Here is a 23,275-nt window from a genome sequence, read left to right on the forward strand (position 1 = left end):
TTCTCTCCTCTTCGTGTGTAGTAACGCCTATTGCTTCTCCGTGAGCTTCTTCAGGCTGGCGAGTCCGGCCTCGAAATCCTTGCCGATCATGCTGTCCATGTTGATGAACACCTGCATCACCTTGGACAGGAACGGGGCCGGACCGGACATCGCCCATGTGACCAGTGTGGCATCGCCTTGCGGCACAAAGGTGAACTCGGCGCTGTTATGGCCTTCGAACGGGCGCTCGAAATCGAGCTTGATGCGGAGCCTCGAGGGCGCGTTGGCCTCGAGGATCTCCATGTGGCCGGCGCCGACATTGTTGTTCCCGTCCCAGGCATAGGTCGCGCCCTTGCCTTCCGCGGTTCCTCCGAAGGTCCGCTTCATGGAGGAATCGCGGCCCTCATAGGGTGACCAGGCGGTCCAGCGGCGGAAATCGGCCACCACCGGATAGATCGCATCGGCCGGCGCTTTCACGGCGAGACTGCGCTCGACGCGGAATGTGTCGGGTTTCGTCAGGGCAAAGACGAGCACGGCCGCAATTCCGGCCGCGAGAACGATGGCGATGACGGCAATGGCTTTCAGCATGGATAGCTCCCGGGATACGGGCGTAGGACGAACGAGGGAGACCGCGGTCGACAAGACCGAAACGAAATTTTTCGTGAGTTCTCTCACCTGTCATTCCGGGGCCCGGAGCGCGTCACTTCGCCTTGGCGCTTTCCTTGGCGCTTTCCTTCGGCTTCGGCTGGCTGTCCCGGATCAGGCGGTCGAGATGCATGCGGATATGGGCGGCTTCCGCGGAGGTGTTGGCGAGCGCGATGGCGCGGTCGAAGGCGATGCGGGCCTCGTCGTTGCGACCGAGCTGCATCAGGAAGGCGCCGCGCACGCCGTAGAAATGGAAGTAGTTGGCAAGCTTCGGCGCCAGCGGCTCGATCAGCTCGAGTGCGGCCTGCGGTCCGCGCACCTTGGAGACCGCGACCGCGCGGTTGAGCGTCACCACCGGCGAGGGCTGCACCAGTTCGAGCGCGCCGTAGAGCAAGTCGATCTGCGTCCAGTCGGTCTCCTCCGGCGCCGATGCGCGCGCATGCAGCGCGGCGATCGCGGCCTGGATCTGATAGGGCCCGCTGCGGCGGTGGCGCATCGCCTTGTCGATCAGGGCGAGGCCCTCCGCGATCATGGTGCCGTTCCAGAGCGAACGGTCCTGGTCCTCCAGCAGGATCAGCGACCCGTCCGCGGCAAAGCGCGCGGCGCTGCGCGCATGTTGCAACAGGATCAGCGCCGTCAGGCCCATGATCTCCGGCTCGCTCTGGAACAGCCGCAGCAGCAGCCGCGCCAGGCGGATCGCTTCCTCGCACAGCGGCTTGCGAAGCTCCGCGGTATCGCCACTCGCCGAATAGCCTTCGTTGAAGATCAGGTAGATCATCGCCGCGACGCCGGCTAGCCGCTCGGAACGCTCGACCGCGCCGGGCGCTTCGAAGGGTACTCCGGCCTCAGCGACCTTCGCCTTGGCGCGGGTGATGCGCTGCTCCATCGCGGCTTCCGAGACCAGAAAGGCGCGCGCGATCTGCTTCACCGTGAGGCCGGAGACGATGCGCAGCGCCAGCGCGATCTGCTGCGTCGCCGGCAGCTGCGGATGGCAGCAGATGAACATCAGCCGCAAGATATCGTCGCGATAATGCGAGCCGTCGAGCCGCTCGGCAAGCGCGCCTTCGGCGTCGTCGAGATCGGAGATCGCCTGGTCGTCCTCGGGCAGCGGCTGCTGCTTACGGACGCGGCGGACCTCGTCGATCGCGACGTTGCGGCCGACCATGATCAGCCAGGCCGCGGGATCGCGCGGCGGACCGTTCTGCGGCCAGGTTTTCAGCGCGCGCAGGCAGGCGTTCTGAAAAGCCTCTTCGGCGGTGTCGAGATCGCGGAAATAACGCAGCAGCGCGCCGACCGCCTGGGGGCGCGCCGAGGTCAGCGCTGTCTCAATCCAGGCGGTGTCGGCCTCGCTCACGTCAGATTTCCTCCGGGCCTGAACACGCCGACAGGACGCACCTCATAGGCGCCGCCGGGATTGGCGGCTCCGAGTTCGCGCGCGACGTCGAGCGCGTCGTCGAGGTTCTTGCAGTCGACGATATAGAAGCCGAGCAGCTGCTCCTTGGTCTCCGCATAGGGGCCGTCGAGCACCAGCGGCGGGTCTTCCTTGCGCAGCGTCGCCGCCGCGGTGGTCGGCAACAGCCGCGCCACCGGCCCGAGCCGGCCCTGTTTGGTGAGCTTCTCCTGCACCACGGCGAGCTTCTTCATCACGGCCTCGTCCTGGTCCTTGCTCCAGGAGCCGACGAAGTCCTCATCGTGATAGCAAAGAATGGCATAAAGCATGGGCGACACTTTCCTCGTCTGTTCTAAAGACGCGCCAATATGCCCCGCCCCGACAGGGCTGCGGAAAAAATTTGCAAGAAAAATCCGGCAGATCGTGCCAAGGAGGGCCTTCTCAAGCGGAACTCGACGAGGCACTTCGAATGACCAAAGGCACACTGGCCGTCCTGATCAACAGCACGCAGCAGAACTGGCTGCCGGAGCGCTGGAAGGCCCGGTTCGACGCGGTCTGCGGCGGCCGGCGCGTGGTGCTGCTGCCCGATTCCGCCCTTGATCCGGCCGAGGTGCACTATGCCGCCGTGTGGAAACCGGTGCCGGGCGATCTCGGTGCGTTCCCCAATCTGCGTGCGATCTTCAATCTCGGCGCCGGCGTCGACGCGCTGATGGCCGACAAGAGCCTGCCCGATGTGCCGCTGGTGCGCGTCGCCGTGCCCGACCTGACCAACCGCATGACCGAATATGTCGTGCTGCATGTGCTGATGCACCATCGCCAGGAGCTCTATTTGCGCCAGTGCCAGCGCGAGAAGCGCTGGGAGCCAACATATCAATGGCCGGCGAGCGCGATCACCGTTGGCGTCATGGGGCTCGGCACGCTGGGCACTGATGCGGCCGATGTGCTGCGCCGGCTCGGCTTCCGCGTTACCGGCTGGAGCCGCAGCCCGCGCACGATCGAGGGCGTCAAATGCTTCCATGGCACGGACGGAATCGACGCATTCCTGCGCGCGACCGACATCCTGGTCTGCCTGTTGCCGCTGACCCCGGACACGCATGGCATCCTCAATCGCGACGTTTTCACCAAGCTCAACCGCAACAGCCCGCTCGGCGCGCCGGTGCTGATCAATGCCGGCCGCGGCGGCTTGCAAAACGAAGCCGACATCCTGGCCTGCCTCGACGACGGCACACTCGGCGCCGTCTCGCTCGACGTCTTCGTGCAGGAGCCGCAGCCGGCAAACAGCCGGTTCTGGACCCATCCCAAGGTGCTGCTGACCCCGCACAACGCAGCCGACACCGACGCGGACGCGATCTCGGCCTACGTCGCCGAGCAGATCGCGCGGCTCGAAGCGGGCGGCGTGCTGGAGAACGTGGTGGATCGGGCCAGGGGGTATTGAGGCCTCGCCTGGTTGGAAGAGGCACGACTGCGCCTCACTTTCGATGTCGTCCTGGCGAAAGCCAGGACCCATTACCACAGGGAGAAGTTGCGGCGCGAAGTCGTAATCGGAGTCTTCGCCAAACCACTTCCTGGGGTAATGGGTCCTGGATCTGCGCTCCGCCCTGGACAACGCTACGCGTTGCCAAGAGCTGCGCTTGTCCAGGACGACAGCTTTGTTGGGCTCGTCGCCCCGCCCCTCCCCACCAGCATCCCCGTTCACCCTCTCTTAGCGAGAAGTTGATAGACGTTGTTAATCAACGCTCAACGAATGGGTCGAACATGCGAGCGAACCTCGGCCTCAGGATGCGGATCACGGTTGCGCTGGCGGTGACGGCGGCGGCGACTGCCCTGTTTGCAGTGCTCGGGGCGATGTGGATCATCGCCGGGATCATCGACCGGGCCGACCAGCGCGAGCTGCGCAGCCATTACGATGCGCTGCAATCGCGCATCGCCGAGGAATCGCATCGCGCCGCCGCGATGAGCGCCGTAGTCGCGTCGATGCCGGCGACGCAAGAGGCCATGGCGAAGCAGGATCGCGAGGCGCTGGAGCGCCTGTTCGGACCGGTCTTTGCCGCGACCAAGTCGGACTACGGCGTCGATCAGTTCCAGTTCCATGTGGCGCCGGCGACCTCGTTCCTGCGCGTGCACCAGCCGGCGAAATTCGGCGACGACCTCTCCGGCTTTCGCAGGACGGTCGTCGTCGCCAACCAGGACCGCAAGGTCGTCGTCGGTCTCGAGGGCGGTGTGGCCGGACTCGGCATCCGCGGCGTGGTGCCGATCGCGCAAGCCGGCAGGCATCTCGGCACGGTCGAATTCGGCCTGACCTTCGGCCAACCTTTCTTCGACGACTTCAAGGCCAACCGCCATGTCGACGTCGCCTTCCATCTCGCCGACGGTTCAAGCTTCAAGCTGTTCGGTGGCACGCTGAAGGGCAAGAGTTTCTTCGATGCGGCCGATTACGGCCGCGCCACCGGCGGCGACTTCACGGTGCGGCAGGCCAAGCTCGACGCGACGCCGGTCGCCGCGTTGCTCGGACCGATCAAGGATTTTTCCGGCAAACCGCTCGGCGCGGTCGAGCTGGTGATGGACAATGCCGACTACGAGGCCTCGGCCGACCGCGCCTGGATGGTCGCAATCGGGATCGCCGCGCTCGGGCTCGTGCTGGCCGCGATAGTGGGCTATCTCATCGCCCGCAGCATTTCGCGCCCGATCATCTCCATCACGAGCGTGATGCGCGAGCTCGCAGATGGCCGGCTCGACGTCGCCATTCCCGCCAGCAAGGCGAATGACGAGGTCGGCGCAATGGTGAAGGCCGTCGCGGTGTTCCGCGACAATGCGGTGAGCTTTAGCAAACTCCAGGCCGAGCAGCTCGAGGCCAAGGCGCAGTCCGAAGCGGAGAAGCGGCGCGCCTTCGCCGCACTCGCCGACAATTTCGAAGCCAGCATCCGCGACGTCGTCACCACGGTGTCCTCGGCCGCGGTCGAGATGGAGCACACCGCGCGCTCGATGTCCGAGATCGTCGAGCAGTCGCGGCAACAGACCCGCACCGTGTCTTCGGCCTCGGCGCTGGCCTCGGAGAACGTCCAGACGGTAGCGGCCGCCGCGGAAGAACTGTCCTCGTCCATGACCGAGATCAGCCGCCGCCTCGCCCATGCGACCGAGGTCGTCGGCAAGGCTGCGAGCGACGGGCAGCGGTCGAATGCGCGCGTGCAGAGCCTTGCCGACGCCGCGCAAAAGATCGGCGACGTCGTCTCCTTCATCAGCGGCATTGCGGGACAGACCAATCTGCTCGCGCTGAACGCGACGATCGAGGCGGCGCGCGCGGGCGAAGCCGGCCGCGGCTTTGCCGTGGTCGCCTCCGAGGTGAAAGCGCTGGCGACCCAGACCGCAAAGGCGACGGAGGAGATCGGCGCGCAGGTGACGGCGGTACAGGGAGAGACCAACGGTGCTGTCGACGGCATCCAGTCGATCTGTGCGACGATCCGCGAGGTCGACGAAATCTCGGCCGCGATTGCGGCAGCCGTCGGTCAGCAAGGCACGGCGACGCAAGAGATCGCGCAGAACGTCCAGCAGGCCGCGGCCCGCACCGGCGAGGTCTCGCAAAACATCTCCGGCGTCACCGCCGGCATCGCGGCGACCGGCACTGCTGCCGAGGAAGTGCTGGGATCGGCGATCGAGCTGTCAAAACAGTCGCAGCGGCTGCGGGACGAAGTGGACCGCTTCCTCGCGCATATCCGCGCGGCGTAGCTGCGGCTGCAAATTGGATGTCGTCCTGGCGAAAGCCAGGACCCATTACCCCAGGGAGAAGCTGCGGCACGACGTTCTAACCCCGAGCTTTCGCCAAATTGCATTCGGTGGCTATGGGTCCTGGCTTTCGCCAGGACGACGTCGGGGAAATAGCTCGCGCTACAAATTCGGTGTCGTCCCGGCGGAGGCCGGGACCCATACCGCGTGATTCATCGATTGTGCGCGGTGAGAGTAGACTCGTCATCAAGAGTCTTCGCCGAACCACTGCCTGTGGTTATGGGTCCCGGCCTGCGCCGGGACGACAGCTAGGGTTTAGGCCCCACCATCACGTCGATCGCGCCGCTGACGATCGCCTCCAGCTCCTTGCGCGGGACGCGGGCGCGGGAACGGATGGCGATCGTGTGCACGGTGGCGGATGCGACCTGCGCCAGCACCGACGGGTCGGCGCTATCAGGCAGTTCGCCCTTCTCCTTGGCGCGGCGGAAGCAATTGGCAAAGGCCTTGTCGAGTTCGGTGAGACCTTCGAGCACCATGGCGCGGATCTCAGGATCACTCACCGCCTCGGAGGCCGCAGTCACCACCGTGAAGCAGCCCCGCGGACCAGTGTCACCCGAGAGATAGATGTTCAGCGCGGAGGCAAAGATGCGCTCCAGCCGCTGGCGCACCGGCATCTCCTGGCGAAAGATCTCCACCATCGATGCGCGCGCTTCCTCCCGGTAGCGCTGGTAGCTCTTGATGTAGAGCTCGCGCTTGTCGCCGAAGGCGCCATAGAGGCTCGGGCGGTTCATGCCGGTGGCTTCGCTGAGATCGTCGAGCGAGGTCGCGGCAAAGCCCTGCTTGCGGAACAGGTCGAGCGCCCTGCCAAGCGCGACATCGGGCTCATAGGCACGCGGCCGGCCACGGCGCTTGGGTCCATTGGCAGCAGCTGGCGGTTTCGATTTTTGTACCATTTCGCAAAATAATCCTTGACCGACCCCATATTATGCAAGACAGTACAAAAATCAATCTGGCCAGGTTGAGCGACACCCAGAAGGAATTGCCCAAGGAGGCTACAGATGGATCTCTATTTCTCGCCGCTCGCCTGCTCGATGGCGACCCGCGTGGCGCTGTATGAAGTTGGCGCCGAAGCGAACTATCTCGAAGTCGATCCGCCGACGAAGACAGTGCTGAGTGACGGCTCCGACTTCCGCAGCGTGAACCCGATTGGCCTCGTGCCGACGCTGCGCACCGACGAGGGCGTGGTGCTGACCGAGAACGCCGCGATCCTGCAATATGTCGCCGACCGTTTTCCGCAATCCGGCCTCGGCGCCGCCGCAGGCATCGAGCGCACGCGGCTGCATCAATGGCTCTGCTTCATCGGCACCGAGCTGCACAAGGCCCTGTTCGTCCCCGTGCTCGACCGCAAGGCGCCGCAGGAGGCCAAGGCCTATGCGCTGGAGAAGAACCTGTCGCGGCTCGACTACCTCGACAATCATCTCAAGGGACGCGAATTCCTGCTCGACCATTTCAGCGTCGCCGACGCCTATCTCGTCACGGTCATCAACTGGACCATGGCGACGCCGCCGATCGAGCTCGCGAAATGGCCGAACCTGAAGGCCTATTACGAGCGCCTGCGCCAGCGGCCCTCGATCGCGAAGGCGATCGCGGAGGAGTTCGAGCTGTACAAGGCCGAGCAGGCGCGGAAGAAGGCGGCGGCGTAAGCCTGAAGCATCGAAATGCCGTCCCGGCCGCTCAGCCGGGACGGCGCAAATCTATCCGTACAGCACCCGCGGCAGGATCGTGACGATGCCGGGCCACAATGTGAGCAGCAGCACGAAGCCGATCATGATCATGAGATACGGCATCGTCACGCGCGCGATGTAGCCGAGGCCGTCTTCGGTCAGGCCCTGGATCACGAATAGATTGAAGCCGACCGGCGGGGTAATCTGCGCCATCTCGACGGCGAGCACCAGGAAGACGCCGAACCAGACCTCGTCGAAGCCCGCCGCCTTGACGATCGGCAGCACGATCGGCAGCGTCATCACGATCATCGAGAAGCCGTCGAGGAAGCAGCCGAGGACGAGATAGAAGACGACCAGCGCCACGATCAGCATGAAAGGCGACAGGCCAAGCCCCTTGACGAAGGCCGCCACCGCCTGCGGGATGCCGAGGAAGGCCGCCGCGTTGCCGAGGATCGAGGCGCCGAGCACGATCAGTGCGATCATCGAGCAGGTCACGACCGAGCCGATCAGCACGTCCCGCATCACTTGCTGCGACATCGCTCCTTGCGCCCAGGCGACCAGCGCCGCGCCGAGCACGCCGACAGCCGCGGCCTCCGACGGGGTCGCGAGCCCGCCATACATCGAGCCGAGCACGCAGGCGATCAGGAACAGCGCCGGCGCGAGGTCCTTCAGCGCCGCGAAGCGCTCGCTCCACGGTACCTGCGAGAGCTTTGCTTCCGTTTCCGGCACCATGGTGCCGTTGAGGCTGGTGTGCAGCATCACCCAGGCCATGAAGGTGGCGGCCAGCAGCAGGCCGGGCAACACGCCCGCCGTGAACAGCTTCAGGATCGAGACGTCGCCGAGCACGCCATAGATGATCATGATGTTGGACGGCGGAATCAAAAAGCCGAGCGTGCCGGCACCGGCGAGCGAGCCGATCGCGATGTCGCGGGAATAGCCGCGGCGCAGCAGCTCGTTCAGCGACATGCGGCCGATCACCTGCGTGGTCGCGGCCGACGAGCCCGAGATCGCCGCGAAAATGGTGCAGCCGATCACGTTCACATGCAGCAGGCGGCCGGGCAAAAGCCCGGCCCAGGGCGCGAGCCCCTGAAACAGCGAGCGCGACAGGCGGGTGCGAAACAGCAGCTCGCCCATCAGGATGAAGAGCGGCAACGCCAGCAGCTCCTGCGTGGTCAGGATGTTCCAGGCATATTGCGGCAACAGCTTGTCGAGCGGGATCGAGCGGAACATCGCGAGCAGCAGCGTCGCGGTGAGCGCCAGCGTCAGGCCGATCCAGACGCCGCAAGCCAGCAGCGCGAACAGGATCGCAAACAGGGCGACGACTTCGATGGTCATGGGATCCGCTGTCCGGGGATTGGCGCGTGGGCGATCATTCGACGGGCGAGGCCTTCATGCGGTGATCCTCCAGCGGCAGGCCGAGCATGGCCTGGATCGCACGCGCCAGGAACTGAAGCGTCAGCAGCAGCATGCCAAAGGTGACGACGGCTTGCGGAAACCACAGCGGCGTATCGCTCGAGGTCGAGACCTGGCCGCGCACATAGGCGCCGAAGGCGAACTTTGCCATCGCCGAGGTCAGGAACGCCATGAAGGCGAAGCCGGCCGCCGCCGACAGGATCTCGAGTGCACGCTGCACCAAGGCCGGCGCGTTCTTGAGCAGCAGCAAGACACGGATGTGACCGCCGACACGCAACGTCATGGCGGCGCCGAAGGTGAAGGACGCCGCCATCAGATAGGACGAGTATTCCCAGGCGATCGAGATCGACGGCGGGAAGAATGAAAAGAAGTTCGAGAGGAAGCGCGTTGCGACCTCGCACAGCATCAGCAGCGTCAGCATCAACAAGCAGCCGCCGCCGATCCAGCCGTCGAGCCGGCCGAGGCGGTCGATGCAGTCGAGCAGGATGCGCAGCGGCGCCGGCGCCGCTGCATTGAGACTCTGCGGAGCTTCGGGCGAGACGCTCACCACGACGTCACCCTCAGCCACGCTTCATTTCGGCGAGATAGGCCCGCACCGGCTTGTCGGCTGCCGGCACGCGCTTGAGGAACGCATCGAGCTGCGGGGCGGTCTTGCTGCGGATGGCCGTCATCATCGCGTCCGAGACCGGCACCACCTCCATGCCGCCCTCTTTGAGACGGTTGAGGCTGTCAACGTCGGCCTTGAGCGAATTGGCCCAGAATGCCGGCTCCATCTTCGCCGCGACATCCGCAACGAGCTTCTGTTGATCACTGGAGAGCGCCTTCCAGGAATCGAGATTGACGGTGAGCATCTGCGACGACCAGACGTGGTTGGTCGGGTAGATGTATTTCAGGAATTCCCAGAATTTTCCGTCGACCCCCGAGACCGCCGAGGTGGAAACGCCCGAGACCGCACCCGATGCCAGCGCGGGAATCGTCTCGCCCCAGGGAATCATCACCGGCGCCATGCCGACCACGGCCAGCATGTCGACGGCGTTCTTGTCGGGCACGCGGATCTTGATGTTCTTCAGGCCCTCGACGTCGGCGACCTTGACCTTGAGGTGCAGATATTGCGTCGGCCACGGCACGATGTAGAGAATCTTCTGGTTGTTACGAGCGGCGACCTTCTCGTATTCGGGCCGCACATATTTGTGCAGCACCTTCAGTTCGTCCATCGAGCCGCACAGGAAGGGAATGCTCTCGACGCCCATGAAGGGCTCGTCGCCGACCTGCTGGATGTTGAGGACGTCAGCGAGCGGCACCAGGCCGTCGCGCACGGCGCGCAGATGCTCGGGGCCCTTGAAGCCGAGCTGGCCGCCGGCCTTCACGGTGATCGCGACCAAGCCGCTACTCTGCTTCTTCACCTCTTCCGCGAAGGCAAAAGCGTTCTGGGTGTGGAAATTGCCGTCGGGCCAGACCGTCGACATGTCCCAGTTCACGCTCGCCGCCCGCGCGCGGGTGGAGATGTGGCCGGCCGCCAGCAGCGTCGCTGCACCCGCGGTGAAATTCCTTCGCGTGATCATTGCTCCCCTCCGTTTACCAAGCGTACTGACGCGTCACCGCGCGTAGCCATAAACTGCAACTGCATTGTCCGAGGACACGAAACCACTCTCGACGTCGTCCTTGACCGCCGCGCGCTCGCGCTTGCCGGGATCGCCAATGCCGGCGCCGCCCGGCGTCAGCACCACCAGCCGGTCGTCCGGCGGCACCTGCTGAAAGCCTTTTCCACGCAGCTTCTTGCCGGATTTGAGGCCGACATAGCCGGCCTCGCCGTCCCGGCCGCCATCGCGCCCGCGCGGCGGATGATCGATGCGATCAAACGCCGCCAGGATGTCGAACGGCGCATCGACGCCGCTGCCGACCTCGATGATCTGACCGAGCCCGCCGCGGGTGCGCCCTGCCCCGCCGGAATCCGGACGCAGCTCCTTGCGCCAGAAGATCAAAGGCGTCTGCGTCTCTGCGATCTCGACCGGCGTGCCGCGCACGCCGCTGGGATAAGCGGTGGCCGACAGGCCGTCCTTGCCGAAGCGCGCACCGGTGCCGCCATTGGAGGTCACCGCCATCGAGAACCCGTAATTGCCGCCGGCGCCGCTTCGCGTCTGTCCGCGGACATTGAGATTCCACAGGCACGACGTGCCTTCCGCCGGCACGCGATCGGGAATGATCTGGCGCAAACAGCCGAACACGACGTCGGGCAGCATCTGGCCGATGACGTGACGCGAGGCGACCGGCGCAGGCTTCGGCGCATTGAGGATCGCACCCGCCGGCGCCGACACCGTCAGCGGCGAGAGCGAGCCGGCATTGTTCGGGATGTGCGAGGCGACGACGCAGCCGAGGCCGAACACGGTATAGGCCGTGGTGTAGGACAAGGGCACGTTGATGCCGAAGTTGGAGGCGGCCGAGGTGCCGTCGAAATCGACGTGGATGCCTTCGTCCGAGATCGTCAGCGTCGCTGCGAGCGTCACCGGCGCGTCGTAGCCGTCGACGATCATGGTGTTGCGCCAGCTTCCCTTTGGCAGTTTTGCGACCTCGGCAAGCACGGCCTCGCGCGAGCGGTCGCAGATGTAGTCGCCGAGCTCGTCGAGCGTGTCGATGCCGAACTCGTTCATCATCTCGACCAGGCGCTCGCAGCCGACATCGTTGCAGCCGGCCAGCGAATAGGTGTCGCCTTCGGTGTCGATCGGCAGCCGCGTGTTGGTGCGGATCATCGCCATCAGCGTCTCGTTGACGACGCCCTGGTCGATCAGCTTCAGCATGGGGATGTAGAGCCCCTCCATGAACACGTCGGTAGCATCGGGCCCGAAGCCGATGCCGCCGATGTCCATGAGATGGCTGGTGCAGGAGAACAGCGCGACAGGCTTGCCGTCCTTGAAGCAGGGCGTGGTGACGACGAAGTCGTTGAGGTGGCCGGTGCCCATCCAGGGATCGTTGGTGATGTAGGCATCGCCCTCCTTCATCGTCTCGATCGGAAAATGAGCGATGAAATGCTTGACCGATTCCGCCATCGAGTTGACGTGGCCGGGCGTGCCGGTCACCGCCTGCGCCAGCATCCGGCCCTTGAGGTCGAACACGCCGGCGGAGAGATCGCCGCATTCGCGCACGATTGGACTGAATGCGGTGCGGAGCAGCACCTGCGCCTGCTCCTCGACCACGGCGATCAGCCGGTGCCACATGATCTGGAGATCGATCAGGCTCGCGCCGCTTGCCTTGCTCATGATCAGGCCGCCTTTCGTTCCATGACGATGCTGCCGGCACCGTCGATATGAGCATCAAAACTGGTCGAGACGAAGGTGGAGGTCTCGTCCTCGGCGATTACGGCCGGGCCCGCAATGGTCGCGCCCGGCGTCATGTCTTCGCGGCGATAGAGCGGGATCTCGATCACCTCGCCGGCGCGGCCGTCGAAGAACTTGCGGCTGCCGACTGCCTTTCCGGCGGACTTGCGCGCGACGGCCGCGACCGCGGGTGGATTGCGCGCCTCAGTGGTCGCGAGCACCGACCAGCTCAACACCTCGATCGCGGCACCCGGGATCGGCCGCTCGAACATCGCGGCATAATCCGCCTCGAACTCCTGGCGCAGACCGGCGAGATCGGCGGTCGCCAGCCGCCGGTTCGGCAGCTCGACCGAGATCTCATGGCCCTGACCGACATAGCGCATGAAGGCGGCGCGGCGCTCCCGCACCGGCGCGCCGGCGGCGCCGGGCTCGACCAGCGCGCGCGCTTCGGTCGCCATCTCCTGCAGGAGATCGGAGACCGCTTCGGTGTCGAAATCATCGAGCCGGACGTGACGGCTGCGCACCAGCTCGTAAGCGATGGGCGCCGCCAGGAATCCGACGGCCGATCCGACACCGGCATTCGAGGGCACGATCACCCGGGAGACGCCGATCTTCTCGGCAACGCGCGCCGCATGCAACGGCGCAGCGCCACCGAAGGCGATCAGCGTGTGCTGGCCGACCACGGCACCGCGCTCGACCGCATGCACGCGCGCCGCGCTCGCCATGTTCTCACAGACGACCTCGTGCACGGCATAGGCCGCGGTTTCCGCCGACAGGCCGAGCGGCTCGCCGACGTCGCGCAACAGCGCCTGCTTCGAAAGTTCCGGATCGAGCTTGATCGTGCCCGCCGCAAACGCGTCGGGATCGATCATGCCGAGCGCAACGTCCGCATCCGTCACGGCCGGACGCTGGCCGCCGCGGCCGTAGCAGGCCGGTCCCGGCTCGGACGAGGCGCTCTCGGGACCGACGGTGACACGCTTCATCGCGTCCACATGGGCAATCGAGCCGCCGCCGGCGCCGATCTCGACCATCTCGATCACGGGGATGCGCACCGGCAGGCCGGAGCCTTTGAGGAAGCGCGCGGCACGGTCGACCTCGAACACGCGCGAGGTCTCGGGCTGGTACTTCTCGATGAGACAGATCTTTGCAGTGGTGCCGCCCATGTCGAAGGACAGCACTTTGGTCTCGCCAAGACGCGCCGCAATCTGCGCCGCGAAGATCGCGCCGCCGGCCGGACCGGATTCGACGAGACGCACCGGAAAGCGCCGCGCCGTCTCGATCGAGGTAACGCCGCCGCCGGAGGTGACGAGATAGATGGCGCCGCGGAACTGCTCGACCTGCAAGGCATCGGCCATGCGGGCGAGATAGCCGTCAATCAGCGGTTGCACATAGGCGTTCGCCACCGCGGTGGAGGTGCGCTCATATTCGCGAATTTCCGGACACACTGCCGACGACACCGTCACGGAGATGCCGGGCATCTCCTCGCCCAGGATCGCTGCGGCGCGGCGCTCGTGTTCGGGATTGGCGTAGGAGTGCAGGAAGGCGATCGCGACGCTCTCGACGCCTCGCTCGCGCAATTTTGGCGCGAGTGCGCGCACCGACGCTTCGTCCAGCGGGAGGCGGACGGCGCCGTGCGCGTCGATGCGCTCGGGCACGGTGAAGCGCAGGCTGCGCGGCGCCAGCGGCTTCGGCTTGTCGATGCTGAGGTCATATTGGTCGTAACGGCTCTCGGTGCCGATATCGAGCACGTCGCGAAAGCCGTCCGTCGCGATCAGCGCCGTCTTGGCGCCTCGGCGCTCGATGATGGCGTTGGTGGCGAGCGTGGTGCCGTGAATGAAGACGTCGATGTCGCTGATATGGGCGCGCGCGTCGGCGAGAATGAGGCGCATCCCGTCCAGCACCGCCTGCTCCGGCCGCTGCGGCGTCGTCAGCACCTTGCGCGTCTTGCGCGCCTCGCCCACGTCCAGCACGATGTCGGTGAATGTGCCTCCGATATCGACGGCAAGCCGCACCTCGGCTCCCTCAAGCATTCCAAATTCTCCGCGCTGATCGTCAAGACTGAGGTCGAAAGCGCAGCAATTTCCATGCCATGGACGACGAGGGCAACGCCGCGCCCGGCTATTCTGCTTGGCACCTATGCAATAGGCAAGACGTGTTCGCGGCCGGCGCGATCAGAGCAGGAATGCGAGCGCCGACTCGCAGCGCTCCTCGACCTTCAGCGTCAGGAGATCGTCGGCGCGGGTGCGGCCGAGATTGACCGCCGCGATCGGAATATTGCGCTGCGCAGCAGCCTGGACGAAGCGGAAACCGGAATAGACCATCAGCGAGGAGCCGACGATCAGCATGGCGTCGGCCTGCGCCAGATGATCCTGCGCGGTGGCGACGATGTCGCGGGGGACGTTCTCGCCGAAGAACACGACGTCAGGCTTGAGGATGCCGCCACAGGCCTCGCAGACCGGCACTTCGAACGACGAAAAATCCTCGTGGTCCAGATCAGCGTCGCCATCAGGTGCATCGGCGGCATCGAGCGTCAGCCAGGCTGCATTGGCGCGACCAAGTGCGCGCTGAAACTCATCGCGCGGCGTCTTGCCGCCGCAGCCCATGCAGCGGACCAGATCGAGCCGGCCATGCAGGTCGATAACCTGGCGGTGGCCGGCGGACTGATGCAGCCGATCGACGTTCTGGGTGAGCAGCATCCCGCACCGGCCGTTCGCCTCGAGCCGGGCCAGCGCATGATGCGCATCATTCGGCTTCGCCTGGCCGAACCGCCGCCATCCGATCAGACTGCGCGCCCAATAGCGCCGGCGCGTATGCTCGTCCGACATGAAAGCCTGGAAGTTGACCGGCTGGGTCCGCTTCCAATTGCCGTGGCTGTCGCGATAGTCGGGAATGCCCGAATTGGTGCTACAGCCGGCGCCGGTCAGCACGAACAGACGTTCGTGCCGGCCGATGAAATCCTGGAGCGGAGGGTTTGCCCGCGGAGCATTTGTCATGGCGCAGATGTAGTCCGCGCGGGCGGGTTTTGCCAGATCACGATAGTCCGCAGCGCACGGCCGCCCGGATAGGCGGCTATCTCGGGGACCGGCGCCCTGTGCTATCGAGGAGACGAGTTTTCTCTTCTGCTGCAATGCGGGCGGCTTGCTGCAATGTCAGCCGAAATTCGTCCCGCTTCTCGTGCACCAAGGCGATCGCATGCCCGACCGCGACTCCGAGGCCGATCAGTGCGGCTTCGGAAAGTTGCAGGCTTGCCTCGATGGTTTCCGGCACCGCATCGGTTGCGCCGATCGCATAGAGGTGGCGGGCATGATCGGCGTCCCGCGCACGTGAGACGATCAGCACGTCCGGCCGCACTGCGCGAATCCGCTCGACGACGGCATCGATCGCTGCTCGCGACTGAATGGTAATGATCACACCGGTCGTCTGCATCAGGCCGCAGGCTTCGAGAAAGCCCGGTTCTGTCGCATCACCAAAATAGACCTTATGACCATCGCGGCGGTCGCGCGCCACGGCGACTGCTTCGTTATCGATCGCGATGTAGTTTAGGCCGTGGCTGGTCAGCAGCGAGCAGACGACTTTTCCAACGCGGCCGTAGCCGACCACGATGGCCTGCGCCCGGTCGCCGGGCGGCCGAACCGTCAGTTCGGGATCGAGGGTGCGCTCGCTCCCCAGTTTCGCGGCCAATCGTCGTCCGAGCACGCCCAAAAGCGGCGTCAATGCCATCGTCACGGCGGTGATGGCGACGGCAAAGCTCGACGCGCGAGGTTCGATCAGGCCGAGCGCCGCCGCCATCCCGATGCTTACGAAGGCGAATTCGCCGACTGGACCCAGCAGGAAGCCGATCTCGATCGCCGACGGCCACGAGAGCCTGAAGAGGCGGCCCAGGATGATGAGCACGATCGCCTTGCCGGCCAATACGCCGACAACGGCGGCCAGCAGCCAACCAGGCTCGCGCATGAACACGCGGAAGTCGATGGCCATACCGACGGTGAAGAAAAAGATGCCGAGCAGCAGGCCCTTGAATGGATCGACGGTGGCCTCAATGGCCTTGCCGTACTCCGTTTCAGCCAGCATCAGTCCTGCAACGAATGCTCCGAGCGCCATCGACAGGCCGGCTTGGTGCGCGGCAAGGCCTGCGCCGACGATGACGAACAAGGTCGCCGCGACGAAGAGCTCCGTCGAATGGGTGCCCGCAACCATCTGGAACAGCGGACGCATCAGCAGCCGTCCGATCAGAATGAGAAAAGCTACCGCTACTCCGGCCTTCAAGATCGCACTGGAGATGTGCGCCACGACGGAGCCGCCGCTGCCTGCGCCAAGCACCGAGACGAGCACCAGAATGGGAATCACTGCAAGGTCCTGAGCCAACAACACCGAGAAGCTGGCGCGCCCCGCAGTGGTCGCAAGCCGTCTCTCGGTGGACAGAAGCTCGAGCACGATCGCCGTCGAGGACAGCGCAAGGCTCGCGCCGAGGATCACGGCTGTATCGGAATCCTGCCCCGCGAGAAGCGTCGCGCTGAAAATGATCGCGGACGTCGCCAGCACCTGCAGGCCGCCAAGCCCGAACACCAGGCGTCGCATCGTCACGAGCCGCCTGAAAGACAGCTCGAGCCCGATCAGGAACAGCAGGAACACGACGCCGAGATTGGCGATGCCTTCGACGTTCTGCGCGTCCGCCACGGTGAACCAGTACAGGAACGGGAGTTCTCGAACGAGCGAGCCGAGTCCAAGCGGGCCGAGAATGGCGCCGGCACCGAGATAGCCCAGCACCGGATTGATGCCCCAATGGCGAACAATTGGCACCACCACGCCGGCAGTGCCGAGGACCACCAGCGCGTCACTGTAGGCATTGATGTTTATGGTTGTGGTCACGAGCCCATCATGTGTCGGCGCCTGCCAATAGCGGCAGCGTCGTCCACGGTCGATAGCACACGGCGCCGCAGACCCCTACCCGGCCGCAAACCGCCACTCCTGCGCGGTGCATCGGTGTCCAGGTAGGCCCAGTGAGAAGGCTGGCCTCGCGACCATGATCTAATCGTTGCAACCCGGTCGGGCCGTCGCAGATGCGCACGCTTCCAAGTTGACGTTCAGCTCGCCCAATTGTCCCGGAATTCGGGGAACAGCGTCAGGCCTCCGCAGGCATAGATGGTCTGTCCGGTGATGTAGCTCGCGTCATCCGAGGCGAGGAAGGCGAACACGGCGGCGATCTCTTCGGGGGTGCCGACGCGGCCGAGCGGAATGTGGGAGGTGACGACGCCGCGCTTCTCGGGATCGCCGGTCCAGGCCGCGTTGATCGGCGTATCGATCGCACCGGGACCTACCGCATTGACGCGGATGCCTTGGCCGGCAAATTCGAGCGCCAGCGTTCGCGTCAGGTTGGCCATGCCGCCCTTGCTGATCGAATAAGCGAGATAGCCGGGCTTTGGGATGATCTGGTGGACGCTGGAGCAATTGATGATGCTGCCGCCTCCGCCGCGGGCGACGAAATGCGCGAGCGCCTTCTGGGCGCAAAGCACGGCGCCATTCAGATTGACGTCGATGATGCGGCGATAGGTTTCGACGTCGAGCGCTTCGCTCGGCGATTCCCGCTGGAAGCCGGCATTGTTGACGAGACAGTCGAGGCGCTTCCAACGCGCCAGGATCGTCTCGAACATCGCGACGATGTCCTGCTCGTTGCCGACATCGGCCTTGACGATGATGTGATCGAGCCTGCCGTGGCCACGATCGCCCGATGCCGTCCGCGCCAACGCGAGCGTCTCCTCGGCGCTTTGGGGGTGATCGAAATAATTGATGGCGACGGTCGCGCCTTCCTGGGCGAGCCGGATGGCGACAGCGCGGCCGATGCCTTGTGAAGCGCCGGTCACCAGCGCGTATTGGCCCACGAGGCGCGAGGGAAAGAAGGTTGAGCGATTGGTTTGTGGCATGAGTTCTCTCCGGGATGCCTGATCATCGACGGAACCCGCCCTTTGTTCCATCTCTCAACGCATTGCTGTGATTCATTTGGCGTGGCGGGCGAGCGGCGAGGTCAGGATCTGGTAGAGGATGATGGCACCGAAGGTCGCGGTGCCGATTCCGCCGATTGTGAACGCACCGAATTTGAGCGTGAGATCGCCGGCGCCTGCGGTGAGCGCCACCGCGACGGTCATCAGGTTTGCGGGATTTGCGAAGTCGACCTTGTTCTCGACCCAGATCCGTCCCGCCATCGCCGCGATCAACCCGAACAGCACGATCGAGAGGCCGCCGATGACGGGGCCGGGGATCGACAGGATGAGCGCGCCGAATTTCGGCGAGAAGCCGAGCAGGATCGACACCGTGGCTGCGAACGCGAACAACAAGGTGGAATAGACCTTCGTCGCCGCCATGACGCCGATGTTCTCGGCATAGGTGGTGACGCCGGTGCCGCCGCCGCAGGCCGCCACAATGGTCGCGAGACTGTCGGCAAACAGGGCGCGACCGAGATAGGCATCGAGGCTCCGGCCCGTCATCGCGCCGACGGCCTTGATGTGACCGAGATTCTCGGCGACGAGAATGATCGCAACCGGCGCGATCAGGAAGATTGCATCGGCATGGAAGCTCGGCGCGGTGAAGTTGGGCACGCCGAACCACGGCGCGGCCGAAAGTTGCGCGAAGTCGATCGGCTTGCCGAAACCGAGTCCGTTCGCGAACAGCAGGTACAAAAGATATCCGCCGATGGCACCGACAATGATCGGCAGCCGGCGCCACAGGCTTGGTGCGGCAACGGCGACCACGCCGATGATCAGAACGGTCGCAAGCCCGATCCAGGTGTCGAACGCGCCTCCGCTCACCGCCTTCACAGCCACAGGCGCGAGATTGAGACCGATCGCGGCGACCACGGCGCCGGTGACGGCCGGCGGCAGCAACCTCTCGACCCAGCCGACGCCCGACCACATCACGATCAGAGCAATCAGGCCGTACAGCACTCCGGCTCCGACGATGCCGCCGAGCGCAACTGACAGGTTCGGGTTTGGCCCCTGCCCCGCATAACCGGTGGCAGCGATGACGACGGCGATGAATGCGAAGCTCGAGCCGAGATAGCTCGGCACGCGCCCTGCGACGATGACGAAGAAGATCAGCGTGCCGATGCCGGAGAACAGGACCGCAACATTGGGATCGAACCCCATCAGCAGCGGCGCGATGATCGTTGATCCCGACATTGCGACGCAATGCTGGAGACTGGAGACAATGGTCTGGCTCCAGGACAGCCGCTCCTCCGGCATGATCACGCCCGAGGTCTTCAGTTTCCAACGCGGAAAATAGCCTTGCGTTTGCTCGTCGGAGCCTGTTGCAATCGACATGTTTCCCCCGAGTTGCGATGCAGTGATCGATCTTCGTGCGATCCGACAAAAATGTGATTGTCGCTTCCGCAGCGGCCATCACATGATGCAAATCAAGCAAGATCAATACGTTCCGGGGCCTACAATATGACACAAGTCGCGATCCAGCCAGCCGTCCTCCGCCGGCACCAGCCCTGGTACAAGATCCTCTACGTCCAGGTGCTGATCGCGATCGCGCTCGGCGTGCTCATTGGCTATTTCTATCCCGATCTCGGCAAGGCCTTGAAGCCGCTCGGCGACGGTTTCATTGCGCTGATCAAGATGATGATCGCACCGGTGATCTTCTGCACCGTGGTGCACGGCATCTCCTCGATGGGCGATCTGAAGCGCGTCGGCCGCGTCGGGCTGAAGTCGCTGATCTATTTCGAGACGGTCTCGACCGTCGCGCTCGCGGTCGGTCTGCTCGTCGGCGAGATTCTCCAGCCCGGGCACGGCTTCAACATCGATCCCGCCACGATCGATCCGAATTCGGTGGCGACCTACGTCACCAAGGCCAAGGAAGAGGGCATCGTCGCCCATCTGATGGCGATCATCCCCGACAGCTATCTGGGCGCCATCGCGCGGGGCGATCTGCTTCAGGTGCTGTTGATCTCGATTCTGTCGGGCTTCGCCATCGCTTTCCTCGGCAAGGCCGGCGAGCCCATCGCGGACGCGATCGATAAGGCCGCAAAAATGTTCTTCGGCATCATCCGCATCATCGTGCGCGTGGCGCCGATCGGCGCCTTCGGCGCGATGGCCTTCACCGTCGGCGCCTACGGTCTCGGCTCGCTGCTCAACCTCGCCGCCCTGATCGGCACGTTCTACCTGACCAGCATCCTGTTCGTGCTGATCGTGCTGGGTGCGATCGCCCGGCTCGCCGGCTTCTCGATCCTGCGCTTCATCGCCTACATCAAGGACGAGCTGCTGATCGTGCTCGGTACCTCGTCCTCGGAGACGGTGCTGCCACAGATGATCCAGAAGATGGAGCATCTCGGTGCCTCGCGCTCGGTGGTCGGCCTCGTCATCCCGACCGGTTACAGCTTCAATCTCGACGGCACCAACATCTACATGACGCTGGCGACGCTGTTCCTGGCGCAGGCCACCAACACCCATCTGACCATCTGGCAGGAGCTCGGCATTTTGGGCATCGCCATGATCACCTCGAAGGGTGCGTCGGGCGTCACCGGCGCCGGCTTCATCACGCTCGCCGCGACACTCTCGATCGTGCCTGATATCCCGATCCAGTCGATCGCGATCCTGGTCGGCATCGACAAGTTCATGAGCGAATGCCGTGCGCTGACCAATCTGATCGGCAATGGAGTCGCCTGCGTCGTCATCAGCCTCTCCGAAGGCGAGCTCGACCGCGACGCCCTGCACGAGACCATGGCCCATCCGCTGGAGATCGGCGAGGCGCTGGAACCGGGCGGCAGTGCATAGCACCACGCCCGGTTCCGACGCGGTAGTTTCCCGGAATGGAAAAACGGTGAGATACGCGTCACAACAATGGCGTTGGGATCACCGATTGATAGTCAATCTTTCAGCCCGACGCGCTGGGGGCAGGGCGTCGGGCTTTTGAAAATCTCCGCCAGGACTAGCCGCTATATCGTGACGTAAGGCGGGATCAGATGATCCCGCCATTGACGCGAAGCGCCTTGCCGGCAAGTTCGAGCCGGCGCGTGATCCCGATCGCCTGCAAGAATGCCTCGTCGTGACTGACGACGAGCAGCGCGCCGTCATAAGCCCTCAGGCCCGCTTCGACCGCTTCGATGGACTCGATGTCGAGATGATTGGTCGGCTCGTCCAGGATCAGCAGGGACGGCGGCTTTGAGCCGCCCAGCACGCAGGCAAGGCCCGCGCGAAACATTTGTCCGCCGCTCAGGCTTCCCACGATCTGCAAGGCAGCATCGGCGCGAAACATGAAACGAGCCAGGGCGGCATGGCACTCGTTCGCACCTGCCGTTGGATTGAGACGGCCGAAATTGTCCAGGATGGAGATCGCGGGATCAAGCAGGCTGACTTTCTGGTCGAACAGCGCGAAGTCGGGCCTGACCCGCACCGCACCCGAGACTGGGCGCAACTCGCCGGCAATGAGTTTCAGCAGCGTTGTCTTGCCGGAGCCGTTCGGCCCGACGACCGCAACGCGCTCCGGCCCGACGATCGCGAGCGAGAGATCGCGCAAGACCGGCTGCTGCGGTCGATAGCCGGCGCTGACGCCGTCGAGCCAAACCACCTCCCTGCTCGCCGGCAGGCCAGTCGCGGGCAGTTTCACCGACAACGGCTGAATTATCTCGACGCGCCGGCGCGCGGTGTCGACGGCCGCGAGCGCCTCCGCGCGCCGCCGCTCGGCGATTTGCGCGGTCTTGCCGCCGCTATCTTCGCTGCGATCCTTGCGCGCGCCGGCCAGGATGCGCGGCATGTCGCCCTTGGCGCGCTTCTTCCTGCCGCCGCTGTCCTTGCGCGCCTTCCGTTCCGTAGCCTCTTGCGCCTTCCCGTCAATTTCGGCGAGACGCTTCTCAGCATCCGCGAGATCGTGCCTAACCGCCGCGAGCTCGACGGCCTTCTGCGCGCGAAAACTGCTCCAATTGCCGCCATATCGGGTTGACCCGAGCGACGTCAGCTCGACGATCGCGTCCATCGTTTCGAGTAAGTTCCGGTCATGGCTGACGACGATCGCGCCGCCGCGCCAGGCAGCGACGAGCGCGGTCACCGCCTCGCGTCCGTCCTGGTCGAGATTGTTGGTGGGCTCGTCCAGCAGCAGGAAGTCGGGCTCAGCGAAGATCAGTGCAGCAAGACGAACCCGCGTGATCTGGCCGCCGGACAGTCGGGACAGCTCAGTCTCGGGAGACGGATCGAACCTGAGGCGCGCCAGCGCGGCCTGAAGCCGCGCTTCGAGCGTCCAGTCGATCGTGGCGATCTCGTCGGCCGAGGCATGCCCGCGCTCGGCACGGCGCAGCAGCTCCAGCGCCGACCGCACGCCAAACAGATCAGCCACGGTCGCGCCCGCGGAGACCTGCACGTCCTGGCGCAGCAGGCCGATACTGCCGTTGACAACAATGCGCCCGGACTGCGGAACATGCTCGCCCAAAATCGATGCAAGCAGCGTTGTTTTCCCGACGCCATTGCGGCCGACGAGACCGGTCCGCTCGGCCGCAAATGTCAGATCGATGTTGGAAAGAAGCGAACGGCCGTCAGGCGTGGACAGCGACAGGTTCGACAGGACGATCGAAGCAGGCATGGAATTCCCCGTGAGCAAGGCGGATGGGCTTTGCGGTCGGGGTAAAATCCATGGCTGCGAAGTTCCTGGTTGAGAACTCTCTAACTAGTGCGGCAGAAGTGCAAGATCAAGCCGCAGTTCGAGGAGACGACAGCGCAGAGAAGCGCTGACGTCCCTATCCATCTGCGCGATCAGCCCTTGAGCGCGGTCACCACCACCTCGATCAGCGCATTGCCGCCGAGGTCGGCGACGCCGACGGTTGCGCGGGTCGGCAGATTGTCGCCGAAGAACTCGGTCCAGGCCGCGTCCATCTCCTTCTTCTTGGAGAGATCCGTGACGAAGATCGAGGCGCTGACCACGCGCGACTTGTCGGTGCCGGCTTCCTTCAGATAGCCGGCGATCTTGCCGAGGATGTTGCGCGTCTGCTCGCCCATCGAGACCGAGGTGTCGTCAGCGATGATGCCGCCGAGGAAAACGAAGCCGTTGGCCTCGACGGCGCGGTGCATGATCGGCGTGCGGATGCTGCGGGTGATGCTCATGATGTCCTC

The 23,275-nt window shown here is 64.9% G+C and carries 19 protein-coding genes; 4 read left to right on the forward strand and 15 right to left on the reverse strand.

From position 1 onward, the window contains the following. Positions 1-27 precede the first annotated feature (27 nt). From ACR9YP_RS00095 to ACR9YP_RS00105, 3 genes are all read right to left on the reverse strand, one after another. Complete coding sequence (locus tag ACR9YP_RS00095; RefSeq protein WP_438104743.1) at positions 28-567, reverse strand: SRPBCC family protein; 540 nt, start codon at positions 565-567, stop codon at positions 28-30. Positions 568-679: 112 nt separating this feature from the next. Continuing rightward, positions 680-1,978, reverse strand: a complete 1,299-nt coding sequence (locus ACR9YP_RS00100) for an RNA polymerase sigma factor (protein WP_474218774.1) — start codon at positions 1,976-1,978, stop codon at positions 680-682. After that, positions 1,975-2,343 (reverse strand): YciI family protein, encoded by a 369-nt coding sequence (locus ACR9YP_RS00105; protein WP_024337611.1) that lies wholly within the window; start codon positions 2,341-2,343, stop codon positions 1,975-1,977. Before ACR9YP_RS00105 ends, ACR9YP_RS00100 begins: the two co-directional genes overlap by 4 nt. Before the next feature lie 140 nt (positions 2,344-2,483). On the opposite strand from ACR9YP_RS00105, the gene ACR9YP_RS00110 reads away from it, so the two are divergent. Beyond that, entirely contained in the window at positions 2,484-3,449 is a 966-nt protein-coding gene (locus tag ACR9YP_RS00110) for a 2-hydroxyacid dehydrogenase (RefSeq protein WP_474218775.1), read from the forward strand. A gap of 320 nt (positions 3,450-3,769) precedes the next feature. Then, positions 3,770-5,737 carry a methyl-accepting chemotaxis protein gene (locus ACR9YP_RS00115; RefSeq protein ID WP_438104737.1) on the forward strand — a complete coding sequence of 656 codons (1,968 nt, stop codon included), beginning with the start codon at positions 3,770-3,772 and terminating at the stop codon, positions 5,735-5,737. Positions 5,738-6,042: 305 nt separating this feature from the next. On the opposite strand, the gene ACR9YP_RS00120 is transcribed toward ACR9YP_RS00115, so the two are convergent. Beyond that, positions 6,043-6,687 (reverse strand): TetR/AcrR family transcriptional regulator, encoded by a 645-nt coding sequence (locus ACR9YP_RS00120; RefSeq protein WP_438104735.1) that lies wholly within the window; start codon positions 6,685-6,687, stop codon positions 6,043-6,045. 105 nt (positions 6,688-6,792) lie between these two features. Between ACR9YP_RS00120 and ACR9YP_RS00125 the strand changes: the two genes are divergently transcribed. Beyond that, on the forward strand, positions 6,793-7,437 hold the full coding sequence (locus tag ACR9YP_RS00125) for a glutathione binding-like protein (RefSeq protein ID WP_438104733.1): 645 nt from the start codon (positions 6,793-6,795) through the stop codon (positions 7,435-7,437). 51 nt (positions 7,438-7,488) lie between these two features. Here the strand turns inward: ACR9YP_RS00125 and ACR9YP_RS00130 are convergent, their stop codons facing one another. From ACR9YP_RS00130 to ACR9YP_RS00170, 9 genes are all read right to left on the reverse strand, one after another. Beyond that, on the reverse strand, positions 7,489-8,793 hold the full coding sequence (locus ACR9YP_RS00130) for a TRAP transporter large permease (RefSeq protein ID WP_438104732.1): 1,305 nt from the start codon (positions 8,791-8,793) through the stop codon (positions 7,489-7,491). A 34-nt stretch (positions 8,794-8,827) separates the two neighbouring features. Then, positions 8,828-9,421 carry a TRAP transporter small permease subunit gene (locus ACR9YP_RS00135; protein WP_438110526.1) on the reverse strand — a complete coding sequence of 198 codons (594 nt, stop codon included), beginning with the start codon at positions 9,419-9,421 and terminating at the stop codon, positions 8,828-8,830. Positions 9,422-9,431: 10 nt separating this feature from the next. Next, positions 9,432-10,433, reverse strand: a complete 1,002-nt coding sequence (locus ACR9YP_RS00140) for a TRAP transporter substrate-binding protein (RefSeq protein ID WP_474218776.1) — start codon at positions 10,431-10,433, stop codon at positions 9,432-9,434. 33 nt (positions 10,434-10,466) lie between these two features. Next, positions 10,467-12,125: a hydantoinase B/oxoprolinase family protein gene (locus tag ACR9YP_RS00145; RefSeq protein ID WP_438104730.1), complete on the reverse strand. Its 1,659-nt coding sequence runs from the start codon at positions 12,123-12,125 to the stop codon at positions 10,467-10,469. Positions 12,126-12,127: 2 nt separating this feature from the next. Beyond that, positions 12,128-14,212 (reverse strand): hydantoinase/oxoprolinase family protein, encoded by a 2,085-nt coding sequence (locus ACR9YP_RS00150; RefSeq protein WP_438104729.1) that lies wholly within the window; start codon positions 14,210-14,212, stop codon positions 12,128-12,130. 141 nt (positions 14,213-14,353) lie between these two features. Continuing rightward, positions 14,354-15,175: an NAD-dependent protein deacetylase gene (locus ACR9YP_RS00155; protein ID WP_474218777.1), complete on the reverse strand. Its 822-nt coding sequence runs from the start codon at positions 15,173-15,175 to the stop codon at positions 14,354-14,356. Positions 15,176-15,251: 76 nt separating this feature from the next. Continuing rightward, positions 15,252-17,051 carry a cation:proton antiporter domain-containing protein gene (locus tag ACR9YP_RS00160; protein WP_474218778.1) on the reverse strand — a complete coding sequence of 600 codons (1,800 nt, stop codon included), beginning with the start codon at positions 17,049-17,051 and terminating at the stop codon, positions 15,252-15,254. A gap of 215 nt (positions 17,052-17,266) precedes the next feature. Then, entirely contained in the window at positions 17,267-18,103 is an 837-nt protein-coding gene (locus ACR9YP_RS00165; protein ID WP_370990476.1) for an SDR family oxidoreductase, read from the reverse strand. Positions 18,104-18,175: 72 nt separating this feature from the next. After that, positions 18,176-19,495, reverse strand: a complete 1,320-nt coding sequence (locus tag ACR9YP_RS00170; RefSeq protein WP_438104726.1) for a solute carrier family 23 protein — start codon at positions 19,493-19,495, stop codon at positions 18,176-18,178. Positions 19,496-19,621: 126 nt separating this feature from the next. Here ACR9YP_RS00170 and ACR9YP_RS00175 point away from each other — a divergent pair, with 126 nt between their 5' ends. Continuing rightward, entirely contained in the window at positions 19,622-20,950 is a 1,329-nt protein-coding gene (locus ACR9YP_RS00175; protein WP_438104725.1) for a dicarboxylate/amino acid:cation symporter, read from the forward strand. Positions 20,951-21,134: 184 nt separating this feature from the next. On the opposite strand, the gene ACR9YP_RS00180 is transcribed toward ACR9YP_RS00175, so the two are convergent. Together ACR9YP_RS00180 and ACR9YP_RS00185 are read right to left on the reverse strand one after the other, a co-directional pair. Next, positions 21,135-22,748, reverse strand: coding sequence for an ABC-F family ATP-binding cassette domain-containing protein (locus ACR9YP_RS00180; protein WP_438104723.1), 1,614 nt, complete (start codon positions 22,746-22,748; stop codon positions 21,135-21,137). A gap of 170 nt (positions 22,749-22,918) precedes the next feature. Further along, positions 22,919-23,266 (reverse strand): RidA family protein, encoded by a 348-nt coding sequence (locus ACR9YP_RS00185; protein WP_438104721.1) that lies wholly within the window; start codon positions 23,264-23,266, stop codon positions 22,919-22,921. Positions 23,267-23,275: the final 9 nt, after the last annotated feature.

The sequence above is a fragment of the Bradyrhizobium sp. BR14999 genome (assembly GCF_056106085.1).

What these genes read in the sequence shown, in the direction of transcription:
- ACR9YP_RS00095 (WP_438104743.1), bottom strand. Translation starts at nt 567, where the DNA reads ATGCTGAAAGCCATTGCCGTCATCGCCATCGTTCTCGCGGCCGGAATT.
- ACR9YP_RS00105 (WP_024337611.1), bottom strand. Translation starts at nt 2,343, where the DNA reads ATGCTTTATGCCATTCTTTGCTATCACGATGAGGACTTCGTCGGCTCC.
- ACR9YP_RS00110 (WP_474218775.1), top strand. Translation starts at nt 2,484, where the DNA reads ATGACCAAAGGCACACTGGCCGTCCTGATCAACAGCACGCAGCAGAAC.
- ACR9YP_RS00115 (WP_438104737.1), top strand. Translation starts at nt 3,770, where the DNA reads ATGCGAGCGAACCTCGGCCTCAGGATGCGGATCACGGTTGCGCTGGCG.
- ACR9YP_RS00120 (WP_438104735.1), bottom strand. Translation starts at nt 6,687, where the DNA reads ATGGTACAAAAATCGAAACCGCCAGCTGCTGCCAATGGACCCAAGCGC.
- ACR9YP_RS00125 (WP_438104733.1), top strand. Translation starts at nt 6,793, where the DNA reads ATGGATCTCTATTTCTCGCCGCTCGCCTGCTCGATGGCGACCCGCGTG.
- ACR9YP_RS00130 (WP_438104732.1), bottom strand. Translation starts at nt 8,793, where the DNA reads ATGACCATCGAAGTCGTCGCCCTGTTTGCGATCCTGTTCGCGCTGCTG.
- ACR9YP_RS00140 (WP_474218776.1), bottom strand. Translation starts at nt 10,433, where the DNA reads ATGATCACGCGAAGGAATTTCACCGCGGGTGCAGCGACGCTGCTGGCG.
- ACR9YP_RS00145 (WP_438104730.1), bottom strand. Translation starts at nt 12,125, where the DNA reads ATGAGCAAGGCAAGCGGCGCGAGCCTGATCGATCTCCAGATCATGTGG.
- ACR9YP_RS00150 (WP_438104729.1), bottom strand. Translation starts at nt 14,212, where the DNA reads ATGCTTGAGGGAGCCGAGGTGCGGCTTGCCGTCGATATCGGAGGCACA.
- ACR9YP_RS00155 (WP_474218777.1), bottom strand. Translation starts at nt 15,175, where the DNA reads ATGACAAATGCTCCGCGGGCAAACCCTCCGCTCCAGGATTTCATCGGC.
- ACR9YP_RS00165 (WP_370990476.1), bottom strand. Translation starts at nt 18,103, where the DNA reads ATGCCACAAACCAATCGCTCAACCTTCTTTCCCTCGCGCCTCGTGGGC.
- ACR9YP_RS00170 (WP_438104726.1), bottom strand. Translation starts at nt 19,495, where the DNA reads ATGTCGATTGCAACAGGCTCCGACGAGCAAACGCAAGGCTATTTTCCG.
- ACR9YP_RS00175 (WP_438104725.1), top strand. Translation starts at nt 19,622, where the DNA reads ATGACACAAGTCGCGATCCAGCCAGCCGTCCTCCGCCGGCACCAGCCC.
- ACR9YP_RS00180 (WP_438104723.1), bottom strand. Translation starts at nt 22,748, where the DNA reads ATGCCTGCTTCGATCGTCCTGTCGAACCTGTCGCTGTCCACGCCTGAC.
- ACR9YP_RS00185 (WP_438104721.1), bottom strand. Translation starts at nt 23,266, where the DNA reads ATGAGCATCACCCGCAGCATCCGCACGCCGATCATGCACCGCGCCGTC.